At 59.1% G+C, this 12,220-nt stretch carries 17 protein-coding genes and 1 pseudogene; 14 read left to right on the plus strand and 4 right to left on the minus strand.

What is annotated here, in order from left to right; translation table 11 throughout:
* Window positions 1–9: 9 nt before the first annotated feature.
* The 10 genes and pseudogenes from RA167_RS12075 to RA167_RS12120 all read left to right on the plus strand — a co-directional run bounded on the left by RA167_RS12075 (window position 10) and on the right by RA167_RS12120 (window position 8,012).
* Window positions 10–768: pseudogene (locus RA167_RS12075) on the plus strand (tail fiber assembly protein).
* 45 nt (window positions 769–813) lie between these two features.
* Window positions 814–1,986 (plus strand): phage tail sheath protein, encoded by a 1,173-nt coding sequence (locus RA167_RS12080; protein ID WP_076785732.1) that lies wholly within the window; start codon window positions 814–816, stop codon window positions 1,984–1,986.
* A 15-nt stretch (window positions 1,987–2,001) separates the two neighbouring features.
* On the plus strand, window positions 2,002–2,511 hold the full coding sequence (locus tag RA167_RS12085) for a phage major tail tube protein (RefSeq protein ID WP_076785733.1): 510 nt from the start codon (window positions 2,002–2,004) through the stop codon (window positions 2,509–2,511).
* A gap of 60 nt (window positions 2,512–2,571) precedes the next feature.
* Window positions 2,572–2,922 carry a phage tail assembly protein gene (locus RA167_RS12090; RefSeq protein WP_076785734.1) on the plus strand — a complete coding sequence of 117 codons (351 nt, stop codon included), beginning with the start codon at window positions 2,572–2,574 and terminating at the stop codon, window positions 2,920–2,922.
* Window positions 2,923–2,930: 8 nt separating this feature from the next.
* Window positions 2,931–3,044 (plus strand): GpE family phage tail protein, encoded by a 114-nt coding sequence (locus tag RA167_RS12095; RefSeq protein ID WP_076785735.1) that lies wholly within the window; start codon window positions 2,931–2,933, stop codon window positions 3,042–3,044.
* A 2-nt stretch (window positions 3,045–3,046) separates the two neighbouring features.
* Window positions 3,047–5,728: a phage tail tape measure protein gene (locus RA167_RS12100; protein WP_076785736.1), complete on the plus strand. Its 2,682-nt coding sequence runs from the start codon at window positions 3,047–3,049 to the stop codon at window positions 5,726–5,728.
* A gap of 7 nt (window positions 5,729–5,735) precedes the next feature.
* Entirely contained in the window at window positions 5,736–6,164 is a 429-nt protein-coding gene (locus tag RA167_RS12105) for a phage tail protein (protein WP_076785737.1), read from the plus strand.
* A complete protein-coding gene (locus tag RA167_RS12110) occupies window positions 6,164–7,240 on the plus strand; it encodes a phage late control D family protein (protein WP_076785738.1) in 1,077 nt (358 codons plus the stop codon). Before RA167_RS12105 ends, RA167_RS12110 begins: the two co-directional genes overlap by 1 nt.
* Before the next feature lie 243 nt (window positions 7,241–7,483).
* Window positions 7,484–7,765, plus strand: coding sequence for a BrnT family toxin (locus RA167_RS12115; protein ID WP_076785739.1), 282 nt, complete (start codon window positions 7,484–7,486; stop codon window positions 7,763–7,765).
* Window positions 7,737–8,012, plus strand: coding sequence for a BrnA antitoxin family protein (locus tag RA167_RS12120; protein WP_076785740.1), 276 nt, complete (start codon window positions 7,737–7,739; stop codon window positions 8,010–8,012). The genes RA167_RS12115 and RA167_RS12120 overlap by 29 nt, the downstream gene beginning before the upstream one ends.
* Window positions 8,013–8,236: 224 nt before the next feature.
* On the opposite strand, the gene RA167_RS12125 is transcribed toward RA167_RS12120, so the two are convergent.
* Together RA167_RS12125 and RA167_RS12130 are read right to left on the minus strand one after the other, a co-directional pair.
* The gene (locus RA167_RS12125) at window positions 8,237–8,734 is read right to left on the minus strand and encodes a helix-turn-helix domain-containing protein (protein ID WP_076785741.1); all 498 of its coding nucleotides are present in this window, start codon (window positions 8,732–8,734) and stop codon (window positions 8,237–8,239) included.
* Window positions 8,735–9,041: 307 nt separating this feature from the next.
* A complete protein-coding gene (locus RA167_RS12130; protein WP_076785742.1) occupies window positions 9,042–9,539 on the minus strand; it encodes a helix-turn-helix domain-containing protein in 498 nt (165 codons plus the stop codon).
* A gap of 169 nt (window positions 9,540–9,708) precedes the next feature.
* Here RA167_RS12130 and RA167_RS12135 point away from each other — a divergent pair, with 169 nt between their 5' ends.
* The gene (locus tag RA167_RS12135; RefSeq protein WP_175972417.1) at window positions 9,709–9,909 is read left to right on the plus strand and encodes a hypothetical protein; all 201 of its coding nucleotides are present in this window, start codon (window positions 9,709–9,711) and stop codon (window positions 9,907–9,909) included.
* Here RA167_RS12135 and RA167_RS12140 read toward each other — a convergent pair whose 3' ends face one another.
* The gene (locus RA167_RS12140) at window positions 9,910–10,194 is read right to left on the minus strand and encodes a hypothetical protein (RefSeq protein WP_139337020.1); all 285 of its coding nucleotides are present in this window, start codon (window positions 10,192–10,194) and stop codon (window positions 9,910–9,912) included.
* 512 nt (window positions 10,195–10,706) lie between these two features.
* Entirely contained in the window at window positions 10,707–11,216 is a 510-nt protein-coding gene (locus tag RA167_RS12145; protein WP_338876942.1) for a helix-turn-helix domain-containing protein, read from the minus strand.
* Window positions 11,217–11,277: 61 nt separating this feature from the next.
* Here RA167_RS12145 and RA167_RS12150 point away from each other — a divergent pair, with 61 nt between their 5' ends.
* The 3 genes from RA167_RS12150 (at window position 11,278) to RA167_RS12160 (ending at window position 12,184) form a co-directional block, all read left to right on the plus strand.
* Window positions 11,278–11,493 (plus strand): hypothetical protein, encoded by a 216-nt coding sequence (locus RA167_RS12150; RefSeq protein WP_076785743.1) that lies wholly within the window; start codon window positions 11,278–11,280, stop codon window positions 11,491–11,493.
* Between the two features lie 14 nt (window positions 11,494–11,507).
* Window positions 11,508–11,705 carry a hypothetical protein gene (locus RA167_RS12155; protein ID WP_076785744.1) on the plus strand — a complete coding sequence of 66 codons (198 nt, stop codon included), beginning with the start codon at window positions 11,508–11,510 and terminating at the stop codon, window positions 11,703–11,705.
* Window positions 11,706–11,935: 230 nt separating this feature from the next.
* The gene (locus RA167_RS12160; RefSeq protein WP_076785746.1) at window positions 11,936–12,184 is read left to right on the plus strand and encodes an ogr/Delta-like zinc finger family protein; all 249 of its coding nucleotides are present in this window, start codon (window positions 11,936–11,938) and stop codon (window positions 12,182–12,184) included.
* Window positions 12,185–12,220: the final 36 nt, after the last annotated feature.

Genomic DNA, 12,220 nt, shown 5'->3' on the forward strand with positions numbered 1-12,220 from the left:
TCATCTCTTATGCTGATACACCAATACGACCACCAAACCGGCCAATACGTCAGCAGCCGCCTCGCTGACCCGGACCCAATCAACCCAATCCGTTGGCTCATCCCCTCTTGCTGCACCGACGTGCCACTGCCAGAGCGCTAGCGCAATCAATGGCCATTTTTCCGCGACGGCGCATGGGTGCTACTGCCCGACTTTCGCGGCCAGCGCTTATTCCGCAAAGTCAATGGCGCAGCGGCAGAAATCCTTGCCCCCGGCATCACCGCCGACGACGCGGGACTCACGCCGATCCCGTGCCCTGGTGACGAATACGTGTGGACAGACGAGGGCTGGCAGATCGATCCGCGCATCGTCGCGCAGCGCGAGCGCGACGCGGCAATGCGCGAATTTGACCGACGCATGAGCGAGGCGCAGGCGGCCAACGCGGGTAAAGCCGATGCGTATGCGGCGGGCCTGCTATCCGACGAGCAAGTGGCTCTATTCAAGGCATGGAGCCATTACCAGATGGAACTCGTCCGCGTCGTGAATGCCGCCGACTTTCCGGCCCACGTCCAATGGCCGGCGCCCCCGGATGAACAGGCCATTGTCACCAAAGTGCTATCGGAGCGCGTGCTCTCGCAGGTGCACGAGCAAAAAGCACATCGCGCGTCACGCTACGCCGTGCAACATGCCGCCGTGCAACACGCCGATGACACGTCGCTCGACGACGAGCCAGTGCCCGAGCTCGATACGGACACCGCCTCCACGCCCGATGTCTCCGACAGCGAATAGCCGACCATCGTTACCCCATGACCTGCCACCGAAGGAGTGTTTAACATGCCGCAGGACTACCACCACGGCGTGCGCGTCGTTGAAATCAACGAAGGCACGCGCCCGATTCGCGTTATATCGACGGCGATCGTCGGCGTTGTCGCTACCGCCGACGATGCCGATGAGGCGACGTTCCCGCTCGACACACCGGTGCTTATCACCCACGTCGCATCAGCGCTGGGTCAAGCCGGCGAGTGCGGCACGCTGCGCAAGACGCTCACCGCGATCAGTCAGCAAACCCACCCCATTACGATCGTCGTGCGCGTGGCCGAAGGCGACGACGAAGCACAAACCACCAGCCATGTGATTGGCACGGTAACCGACGATGGCCAGTACACCGGCATGAAGGCACTGCTCGCCGCGCAAGCGAAGTTCGGCATCCAGCCGCGCATATTGGCCGCACCGGGCTTGGATACCGCACCGGTGGCGGCTGCCTTGGGCTCGATCGCGCAGGCGCTGCGCGGCTTTGCGTATGTGTCGGCCCACGGATGCAAAACAAAGCAGGAAGCGGTCGCATACCGTCGGCAATTGAGCCAGCGCGAGTTGATGGTGATCTGGCCGGATTTTCTGGCCTGGGATGACACAGTGAACGCTACGGTCGTGGTCCCAGCCACCGCCTATGCGGTTGGACTGCGCGCAAAGATCGACAACGATATTGGCTGGCACAAGACGCTGTCTAACGTCGCCGTCAATGGCGTCACCGGTATCAGCTGCGACGTGTTTTGGGACCTTCAAGACCCAGCGACCGACGCTGGCTACCTGAACGAGCACGAGGTCACCACGCTGATCAACCGCAACGGGTTCCGGTTCTGGGGCTCGCGCACATGTTCGGACGATCCGCTGTTCGCGTTCGAAAACTACACGCGCACCGCGCAAGTGGTCAAAGACTCGATTGCGCAAGCACAGATGCCGGTGGTCGATGGCCCGCTCAATCCATCGTTGCCGCGCGACATGATCGAGAGTATCAACGGCTGGTTCCGCGCTCAGCGCGCCGCCGGCTATCTCGTGGGCGGCACATCCTGGTTTGATCCTGAGCCGAACACGGCCGCCGTGCTTAAGGCCGGCAAGGCGTACATCGACTACGACTACACGCCGGTGCCGCCACTGGAGAACCTCATGCTACGCCAGCGCATCACCGATCGGTATCTGGCCGATTTCGCCGCGCGCGTGGCAGCCTAATAGGAGGGATCGACGATGGGAATGCCCCGAAAACTTAAAGGCTTTAACCTCTTTCACAACGGCACGAACTTCGTGGGCCAAGTGGAAGAGATCACGCTGCCCAAGCTCAAGCGCAAGATGGAGCCGTGGCAAGGCAGCGGCATGAGCGGCCCGGTCAAGATCGACTTTGGCAATGAAGAGATCCAGCTCGAATGGACATGCGGCGGCTTGATGGTCGAAGTGCTCGAACAATACGGCGCGATGCAGCACGACGGCGTGCTGCTGCGCTTTGCGGGCGGCTATCAACGCGAGGACAGCACGGACTACGACTCGGTCGAAATCGTCGTCAAGGGGCGTCACGAGGAAATCGACTTTGGCAGCGCGAAGGCCAAGGAAGACACTCAGTTCAAGGTGACGACCAACGCGAGCTACTACAAGCTATCCGTGAACGGGCGCGAGCTTATCGAATTGGATTTCATCAACATGGCCGAGCGCATCAACGGTATCGACCTTGCAAGCGGGCTGAGTCAAGCGATCGGCCTCTAACACACGGCCCACGCTACGCGTGGGCCACGCATGCGATCTTACCACCGACCCGAAACGATCATGACCGAAATCAACACCACGCACACCGGGGCGAGCGCCACCGAGCTTGACGCGAGCGCGCAGCACACGCACACCTTTGACACGCCGATCAGGCGCGGTGAACAAAGCCTCACGCAGGTCACCCTGCACAAGCCGACGGCCGGCGCGCTGCGCGGCACGGCGCTCACCGCGCTCGTGAATCTGGACGTGGACGCGTTGCGCAAGGTGCTGCCGCGCATTAGCACGCCGATGTTGACCGAGATGGACGTAGTCAATATGGACCCGGCCGACCTCGTGGCACTGGGGGGGATGTTCGCCGGTTTTTTAATGCCCAAGGCGCTGAAAGCGAGCATGGAATCGCCGAGCGCGTAGAAGACGCGATGGCCGACATCGCGACAGTCTTTGGTTGGGCGCCGCGCGACATGGACGGCTTGAGCCTTGCCGAGTTGATGGACTGGCGCGAGCGCGCCCGGATACGTAGCCAACACCCGTGACGATGGACAACGCGCTCAAACTACGGGTCATGTTCGACATGATCGACAATTGCACCCGGCCCCTGAAAACCCTACTCAACAGCACTCAGGGGCTCGCGCAGTCGCTCAAGCACACGCGAGCTGAGCTTGCCGCGCTGGGCAAGCAGCACAAGGCGGTGGCGTCGTTTCGCCAGATGCGCACGACTCTAGCTGCGACCGCGTCAAAGCTCAATCAAGCGCGGGCACGTGCAAAAAGCCTGGCGGCTTCGTTGCACGCGTTTGGCCCACCGTCGCGCCAGATGATCGCTGACTTCGAAGCAGCGAAGCGGACCGCGGCGCGGCTATCGGGCGAGCACGCCAAACAGTCAGCACGCGTGCGCGAGTTGCGCGGCGAACTCGCCAGCACAGGCATTCACACGCGCAACCTTGCTCAGCACGAGCGGGCGTTGCGTGCGAGCATCGCGTCCACGACCGCGGCGATGCACTCGCAGACACGCCAGCTTGAAGCCATCGCCGAGCGCGAGAAGCAGCTGGGCGCAGCGCGTGGCAAGATGCATGCGCTGCAAAGCGCGGCTGGCGGCATGGCGATCGGTGGCTACGCCGCGCGCGCCACGGGCGCACCGATGCTGGGCGGGCTGCGCCAAGCCCTGGGCGAAACGAAGAGCGTCCAGACCGAGCGCGCGCGCATCACGGCGCTAGGCCTGGGCGAGCAGGCGACACAGGACGCCGAGCAGTACGTGCGCTCGATGAAGATGATGGGCGTCAGCACGTCGGAAAACATGACGCTGATGCGCGATGCGCTGTCGATCTTCGCAGACGAGCACCACGCGCAGATGGCGCTGCCAACGCTGGCAAAAATGAAGTTTGCCAATGAGGCGATGTTCGGAGCCGAAGATGCGCACGCGAATGAAGCGCAGTTTATGAACATGCTCAAAGTCATCGAACTGCGCGGCGGCACCAAGGATCAAGCGGCATTCGAGCGCGAAGCCAACTACGTGCAGAAAGTGTTGTCGGCCACCGGCGGGCGCGTTGGCGGCGATGAGTGGCGCAACGTCATCCAGCGCGGCGGCGTTGCCGCAAAACAGATGCGCCAGGACGCGTTCTATTACCAGCTCGAACCGCTGATCCAAGAAATGGGCGGCGACTCGGTCGGTCAAGCGCTCATGTCGGGCTATCAAAACCTGATTGAAGGGCGCACGACGGTGCGCGCGTCGCGCAAGCTGATGTCGCTGGGGCTGCTCGATCAGCACAAGGTCGAGTACGATCCGCTCGGGCGAGTCAAAAAGTTCTCTGACGGTGCGCTGCTCAATTCGCAGCAATTTAAGGCGTCGCCCTTCGAATGGTTGGAGCAAACGCTGCTGCCGGCGCTGGAAAAGAAGGGCATCATCGAAGAAAAGCAGGTGTTAAGCGTGATCGGCTCAATTTTTACGAACCGTACCGCAGCTAACCTGTACTCGACAATGTACTTGCAGCGCGCCCAAATTCATAAAAGCGCGAAGCTTAGCCAAGGCGCGTATGGCATCGAGGACATGCACCAGCTCGCTCAAGCGCAAACAAGCGGCAAGGAGCTAGACGCCTACGCGAAGCTGCGTGATCTTAAAAACGAAATCGGCGAGCGCGTCACACCGATGTACAACGCTGCGCTGGACAAGACGCGAGAGCTTGCCGACAAGCTACTGAAGACAATCCAAGCGCACCCAGAAGCGACAAAAGTGATCGTCGCGCTGGCGGCAGGCTTGGCCGCACTGCTCGCCGTCGTCGGCACGTTCGCGATCGTGCTAGCCGGCGTACTGGGGCCGCTGGCTGTCGTGCGGTTCAGCCTGACCACGCTGGGTATCCAAGCTGGGGTGCTACGCACCGCCTTCGGCGCACTGGCGTCTTTGCTACGCAGCGCGCTGGTGCAAGGCGCTGCCGTGGCGTCACGAGCCTTCGCCCTGCTCAGCCGCGCCGTCATGGTGCTCGGCCGCGTCGCGCACGCGCACCCGTTGCTCGCCATCCTCTCACTGATCGCCACCGCGGCCTTCTTGATCTGGCAAAACTGGGATACGCTCGGACCGAAATTCGCGGCGCTATGGCAGACGATCAAGGGCGCATTCGGTGCGGCTTTCGATTGGATTCAGTCGAAATGGGACGCAACGCTCGACTGGGTGAAATCGAAGTTAGGCGGCATGGGCGCTTGGTTCGGCGACATCGGCGCGCGCTTGATTGACGGGCTGGTCGGCGGTATCACGGGCAGGCTGAACAAGGTGCGAGACGCGATTGCGGGCGTGGCTACGAGCACGGTTAATTGGTTTAAGGACAAGCTCGGCATCCATAGCCCGAGCCGCGTGTTCGCGACGCTCGGTGGCTTTGTCAGCGAAGGCGCGGCGCTTGGCATGCAAGAGCAGCAGCGACACGTCGCAAAAGCCGCGCTTAGCCTCGCAACCACCGCCATCGCGTCGTTCGGCACGCCCGTGCTGTCGGTAGACACGGCGCTCGCCAAGCCGCTCGTGTCGCCCACCGTGCCAATCGACAGCCGGCCGCCACTCGCCACGGCCCCGGCAGCGCAGACGCCGGCGTCGTCACAGCCGGCATCGCACGTGACCATCAACATCTACGCGCAGCCGGGACAAGACGCGCAGGCGATCGCACGCGCCGTCGAGGCCGCGCTCGAACGCCGCGAACGGGCCAAGCAAGCGCGCGCCGGCTCGCGCCTTTCCGATTGATTCGATCATGCTAATGTCCCTTGACCAGTTCGTCTTTAGCCTATCGAGCGCGCCGTTTCACGAATTGCAGCGGCGGCGCACGTGGAAGCATCCGACCAGCTCGCGCGTCGGGGCGCGTGACGCGCGCCAATTCGTCGGCGCGGGCGAGGACACAATCACGCTCAACGGGCTCGTGGCGCCCGAGATGGTCGGCACCATCGCATCGATTCGCGAACTTGCGGCCATGGCCGATACCGGCGACGCTTACGTGCTGGTTGACGGCGCAGGCCATGTCTACGGCGCATACGTAATCGCCGCACTCGATGAGACGCAGACATACCATGCCGCCGACGGCACACCGCGCAAGATCGAATTTATGCTGACACTGGAGCGCGTCGACGATGACGCACTGCGCGTGCAGCGCGGCTGGACAACGCGACAACCAGGCAGATTCTGATGACGGCGTCGTCGAGCAGACACACGCCGCGCATTGCGCGTGTTCATCCGCAACCCGACTACCAGATTTTGCTGGACGGCCGTGACCTGTCGCGCCGCCTTATGCCACGGCTCGTATCGCTGTGTCTGTCGGAGTCAAGATCGGACGAAGCCGACACGATCGACCTCGTGCTTGACGACTCAACAAACGACCTGGCGATCCCTAACCGCGGCGCGCGGATTAAGGTGGCGCTCGGATGGGTAGGCGAGCCGCTGATCGACAAAGGCAGCTTCGTGGTGAACGAAGTCGAGCACAGCGGCAGCCCCGACATCCTCACCGTCCGTGCACGTTCTGCGGCGATGACCAGCGGCATGCAGGAGCGGCGTGAGAAAAGCTGGCACCGGCAGACAATCGGCTCGATCGTGCGCACGATCGCCGCGCGCTACGCGCTGACCCCAGCGGTCGGCGACGCGCTCGCGAAAATCTTAATCGAGCACATCGACCAGACGCACGAATCTGACATGTCGTTTCTCACGCGCTTGGCCAAACGCTATGACGCGGTGATGAACGTCAAAGACCTGCACTTGCTGTTCATGCCGATCGGCAGCGGACGCACGGTAAGCGGCAAGCCGCTCGACGTGCTTGAACTGACACGTGCCAGTGGTGACAGCCATCGCTACCACGTGTCCGAGCGCGAGAACTACGCGGCCGTGCGGGCGCACTACCACGTCAACGGGCGCGCAAAGCGCCAGTCCGTGATCGTCGGCGGCCAGAACAACAAGAACGTCAAGGTGCTGCCCGAGGAGTACGCGACGCAAGCGGAAGCACGCGCGGCGGCGCAAGCCGAATTTAACCGGATGCAGCGCAGTCAGGCGACGTTAAGCTACACGCTGGCGCACGGCCGCGCCGAACTGTTCCCCGAGATGCCCGTCACGGTGTCAGGCTTTAAACCGGAAATCGACGAAACGCCCTGGCTGGTGAAGCAGGCCCTGCACACCATCGGCGAAGGCGGATTTACCACCGCGCTTGAACTGGAGGTGCGCGGCGATCCCACCACCGACCGACACCGATCGCATTTCCGCAAAGGCCGGCCCTAGCCACGAGCGCAGAAAACCAGCGTTAGCGCGGCAACGAAGGCGCTGAGCGGGATATCAACTTTTTGATAAAGTCATGCGGATCAGATTCGAGCGCTCGTAGGAAGTCCAGTACCTCGACAACATCGAGCCGGCGAATACCGCGTTCGACCATCCCATCCAGAGCACGCGCCCAAACGTCTCCCCTGGAATCCGTAACTACAAAAATCTGTTGCGTCAAACAGTTTTTGTTACTACAATAATTTAATGAAGGCGATCTTTGACCCCGCGAAAAATGAAGTCAACAAGTGCAAACACGGTGTTTCGATGGAGTTGGCACACTCTATCGATTGGTCAATGGTCTGGTGTTTCGCTGACGATCGTGCCGACTACGGCGAGTTGCGCGAGATCGGTTACGCGGTAATCAATGAGCGCCTTTACTGCGTGGTGTTCACGCAGCGCGGCGACACGTTTCGTGTGATCAGTTTACGCAAAGCCAATAACCGGGAGATTAACCGTTATGAACAAGCGATCGACGTTGATTCGTAACACTGCGCAGGAAGAAGCTGCGATCGAACGCGGCATTGCCGCTGACCCCGACACGTTCGTGCCCACCGACGAACAATTTGCGCAAATGAAGCGACGTGGTGGGCGGCCGAAACTGGAACAGCCCAAAATCGCTGTGACGGTTCGTTACGACGCGGACGTGCTCCAGCAGTTTCGGGCGAGCGGCGACGGCTGGCAAACTCGTATGAACAATGCGCTGCGCGAGTGGCTTAAAACGCATCCAGTCTGAGGTAGCGTGGTGCGCTTCGCACGCATCGGCTTGCGTGCGTCGGCGCGCGCACGCGACAGACAGCAGCAGAACTGTAAATTGCCCTTACTTTCTTTATGCTGTGAGCCAAGTGTATCGCGACAGCTGGGCGCAGAAATGCAAAAGTCATCGCATGCCGCGCGTCCGCTCTCAAGCGAACCTGAACCAATTCGGAAGTCGATAACCCTATATCCGTAAAGGTAACGCTACTTATTTTTTGTTTTAGCTGCCCGCTCGCGACGCAAGCGCTCGATTTCCAATTTCGCCCGTTCGACGTTCTCAGCCGTACGCTGACCAAACATCGCACGGCGATTCTTTGCTAAACGCTTCGCGCGTCGTGGCGTCGACGTCGCACTCATCGTGGGAAACTTCAGACAGGTCGATAGAAACACTTGCAGTGCGACCTTCCCGGCTTCATTGAGTTGACGGTAGTTATCGACTAGATCTTGCTCATTTCTATCAGCTTCGGTCGAGGCACCTGCTCCGGCCAATGCACTGCTTGGCTGTCTTACTCCCCGCAACACGTAGAGCAAATCCACACCCACATCCACCACAGCGCTTAGATATTTGGCATCGGGTGAGCGCTCGTCCGATTCGTAGTTCGACTGCGCGCGGCGCAATACTCCCCCCACCGCCGCAAACTCCTCCTGGCTTAGCCCGAGGCGCAAACGTTCCTCTCGTAATCGCGTGCCTACATTGCTCATTGGAACCCACAATAATTATTGAAGGGCACATTTGATGCCATTAAACTTACCTTATATACTGCAAGACTATATATTGAAGTATACCAATCATGACTATCACCACAGGCATACGCCGCTCGCCGCACGGCACGCTATAGGGGCGGTTCATTTATGTCGGCCTCACCTAAGTCGAACGCGCCGAACTCGAGCAAATCGCCGCTGATCATCACCGCTCGATCTCAAGCATGGCACGTAAACTCATATCCGTCGGCAAACGCCATTTCACCGCCTCCCACCGTGCCCAGCCCATCGTTCACAGTTGGCAACGCTACTTGCCTTTTGCTTTAGCTGCCCGCTCCCAACGCAAGCGCTCGATTTCCAATTTTGCCTGTTCGACGTTCTCAGCAGTACGTTGATCAAGCGTCGCACGGCGATTCTCTGCTAGACGCTTCGCGCGTCGTGGCCTCGACGTCGCACTCATCCGGGGCGACTTCAGACAGGTCGCGAGAAACACCTGCAGGGCGGCCTTCCCGACTTCAGTCAAGCTTCGGTAGCTCTCAATCAATTCGCGCTCTTCGGCGCTAGTGGTCTCAGCAGGTGCCGCCTCATGGTACCCGGATTCCACCTGTCTGGTCCCGGTCACTATATAAAGCAAGTCGATACCAAGCTCAGCGACAGCGACCAAGTACTTCGCATCGGGTGATCGCTCGCCGGACTCGTAATTCGCCTGCGCCCCTCGCCCTACTTTCCCTACGGCAGCAAACTCTTCCTGACTGAGCCCAAGACGCAGTCGCTCTTCACGAAGACGTGTACCAAATGTTTTCATTTGTATTCATTGATTTTTAGACTCTCAATTGATGGCATTACACTCAACTTTCAGTAATGCAAGGCTATGCGCTGAAGTATACCGATCATGACTCGCACCACAGGTCTACGCCGCTCGCTGCGGCCACGGGCGTAGAAAACCGCTCTTAGCGCGGCAACGAAGACGCTGAGTGGGACATCAGCTTTTTGATGAAGTCGTGCGGATTGGCTTCGAGCGCGCGCAGAAAATTGAACAGCTCAATCACATCGAGCCGGCGATTACCGCTTTCGACCTCAAAGACGAAACCTTGTGGGCGGTCAAGCCGGCCTGCGATGTCTTGCGACCTGTGAGGAATTCACAGTACCACTTGCATTACCACAACTCAGCTTGATTATTGATCAACGCCTTTATTCGCATCGCGAGAGGTCTGCAGCAAACGCCCTTCATCTTCTGCTGCCAGCGCCGCGCGCGCCACGTGCAAATACGTGACCGCTTGGAGTGCTGTCTCAAGGGCAAGAGTCGTAAGTTCCATCGCATCGTCAATCGCGTTGCGAACCTCCAGACGCGTATCAGCGGTCGAGTCTGTACGCGGCTCAGTTAACACCCTTTTCCGGCGAGCACCAGCATCACGCTCCGCCGCAGTCGCCGCGCCGATCATACTGTCAATTTGCTTCATATCGGTGTACATATTTTGGACCTTTACTTACACGTTCACCATCTAGCATCGCTTCAAGGCGTAAGTATGCCCCATAAATTGCAATGCTAACTAATTGCCGAGTTAAATCGGCGAGTAAACTGTAATGGCCCCATATCCTTTATCGTACTATGTCGCGTTTGAAAGTGTATGTAGATGGCGCTTCTAGCATAGGACTTTGGTTTGTGCCGTACACTCAAGACAGAATGCCTGAAAGTATTAAGGCATGAATCGTCTATCAGCGGCATAGCAGCACGGTATCGGCACATACGTAGCAAAGCTTTAAGCTTCGCGTAACCAACACTGAGTTCGTGCAGCGCTGCAATAATCGCTAGTCACACTAAATTACTTTACCTGTCGTACACGCTGCAGTCACACTGTGCCAATGCGCGCCATCGCATGGCTAGTGTGTCGAGCAATAGCCCATATGCAGCGGTGCCATATAGCATTGAGGCAAGACGCACAATCGCCATCCAATAATCACGAACAACGATTCAACCTTTTTTTGTCTTCGCGGCCCGCTCTCTACGTTGTCGCTCGATCTCAGCCATTGCACGCTCAACATTTTCTGCCATACGCTGATCAAGGGCTGCCCGCCGGTTTTCGGCTAGGCGTTTAACTCGTCTATCGGGCGAGTTTGGGTCGGCGTCAAGCGTCATTGATCCAGTATGGACGCAACTAGAAATGAAGGTCTGAACTGCGGCTTTTCCCGCTTCGTTCAGCTTTCGATAGCCATCAACGACTTCGCTTTCGTCTTCGACAAGTGATGAACAGCTTACCTCGCCCGTCAGTACATACCAAATATCAACACCTACTTCGCGCAATGCGAGCAGGTACCGCGCGTCCGGCACACTGACGTCCGCTTCGTAATTGAGCTGAGTTTTGTGTTTCAGCCCACCTAGCGCCGCAAATTCTGGCTGGCTTAGGCCCAACCTCATCCGCTCGCTACGTAACCGCTTCCCTATGCCATCCATTAAAATTCCATAAAACACATTGACATCCATAAAAATGGACGTCAAACTGGGCTAACCGTAACGCAAGAGTAACCGTAAAAGTATACCGGCCATGACCATCACCACAGGCCCACGCCGCACGCCGCGCGGCATGCTATCGGGCAGGTTCGTCTACGTTGGATTGACGTCCGCCGAACGCGCCGAACTTGAACAAATCGCCGCAGACCACCATCGCTCGATTTCGAGCATGGCACGCGAGCTCATTTCCGTCGGCAAACGCCATTTCAATGCCACTTCCACCCCATCTCAAACCCCCGTTCGCAGTTGAATTGAGGAGCACACATGTACCCCGATCCAAAACGCGTTCGCAACCACAAACACACCATTCGCTTCGACGACTACGAACAGGCGCTACTGCTCGCCCTGGCGAATTACCAAGGTGAGCAGCTTGCGGTGATGATTCGCGAAATGGCCATGCGCGAAGCCGCAGCACTGCTGGCTGAACGCCAAGCCTCCATTTTTGACCACGCCAGTGCCTGAGCCAAGGCACTCAACCGCCCACCATGAGTAGCTTCTACGATGTCGGATACCAGCACGGACATTTTTATCCTCGATGCGGACTGCGACGTGCTGGAACGCGTGCGCCAATATCACGGCCTACCATCGATCGATGCCACCGTCGAATGGCTCGTGAAACGACGCTTGCGTCGCACTGCAAAGCAAATGAACGGCCGCGGCCGCGCACTGTATCTCGTCCGGAGTAAGGCGACATGCGGATCCTGAATCGTTGTCCACATTGCCGCACGCGCGCCAACGCGCGCAGTAGTCGCGAAATGTCGTTGACCTTTCGTGAGGTTACTTACCAGTGCACCAACGCGCAGTGCGGCCACACTTATGTCGTGAACATGGAGTTCGCCCGCACGCTTTCTCCGTCTGCAACGCCCAACTTGTCGTTGAATCTGCCGCTGTCGCCACATGTGCGTAGTCAGCTTGCGCAACAGCTAGAACTGTTGGCCTAGCGGCCCAAGTCACTCAACCCGTTTCCCTCGCATCGC

Origin of the sequence: Mycetohabitans endofungorum, from assembly GCF_037477895.1 — a bacterium.
Taxonomy (GTDB): Bacteria; Pseudomonadota; Gammaproteobacteria; order Burkholderiales; family Burkholderiaceae; genus Mycetohabitans.

Excerpts from the sequence above, each read along its gene's own strand:
- RA167_RS12080 (WP_076785732.1), top strand. The coding sequence starts at position 814 with ATGCCGCAGGACTACCACCACGGCGTGCGCGTCGTTGAAATCAACGAA.
- RA167_RS12125 (WP_076785741.1), bottom strand. The coding sequence starts at position 8,734 with ATGAGCAATGTAGGCACGCGATTACGAGAGGAACGTTTGCGCCTCGGG.
- RA167_RS12085 (WP_076785733.1), top strand. The coding sequence starts at position 2,002 with ATGGGAATGCCCCGAAAACTTAAAGGCTTTAACCTCTTTCACAACGGC.
- RA167_RS12150 (WP_076785743.1), top strand. The coding sequence starts at position 11,278 with ATGACCATCACCACAGGCCCACGCCGCACGCCGCGCGGCATGCTATCG.
- RA167_RS12145 (WP_338876942.1), bottom strand. The coding sequence starts at position 11,216 with ATGGATGTCAATGTGTTTTATGGAATTTTAATGGATGGCATAGGGAAG.
- RA167_RS12100 (WP_076785736.1), top strand. The coding sequence starts at position 3,047 with ATGGACAACGCGCTCAAACTACGGGTCATGTTCGACATGATCGACAAT.
- RA167_RS12155 (WP_076785744.1), top strand. The coding sequence starts at position 11,508 with ATGTACCCCGATCCAAAACGCGTTCGCAACCACAAACACACCATTCGC.
- RA167_RS12120 (WP_076785740.1), top strand. The coding sequence starts at position 7,737 with ATGAACAAGCGATCGACGTTGATTCGTAACACTGCGCAGGAAGAAGCT.
- RA167_RS12090 (WP_076785734.1), top strand. The coding sequence starts at position 2,572 with ATGACCGAAATCAACACCACGCACACCGGGGCGAGCGCCACCGAGCTT.
- RA167_RS12110 (WP_076785738.1), top strand. The coding sequence starts at position 6,164 with ATGACGGCGTCGTCGAGCAGACACACGCCGCGCATTGCGCGTGTTCAT.
- RA167_RS12115 (WP_076785739.1), top strand. The coding sequence starts at position 7,484 with ATGAAGGCGATCTTTGACCCCGCGAAAAATGAAGTCAACAAGTGCAAA.
- RA167_RS12160 (WP_076785746.1), top strand. The coding sequence starts at position 11,936 with ATGCGGATCCTGAATCGTTGTCCACATTGCCGCACGCGCGCCAACGCG.
- RA167_RS12140 (WP_139337020.1), bottom strand. The coding sequence starts at position 10,194 with ATGAAGCAAATTGACAGTATGATCGGCGCGGCGACTGCGGCGGAGCGT.
- RA167_RS12130 (WP_076785742.1), bottom strand. The coding sequence starts at position 9,539 with ATGAAAACATTTGGTACACGTCTTCGTGAAGAGCGACTGCGTCTTGGG.
- RA167_RS12095 (WP_076785735.1), top strand. The coding sequence starts at position 2,931 with ATGGCCGACATCGCGACAGTCTTTGGTTGGGCGCCGCGCGACATGGAC.
- RA167_RS12105 (WP_076785737.1), top strand. The coding sequence starts at position 5,736 with ATGCTAATGTCCCTTGACCAGTTCGTCTTTAGCCTATCGAGCGCGCCG.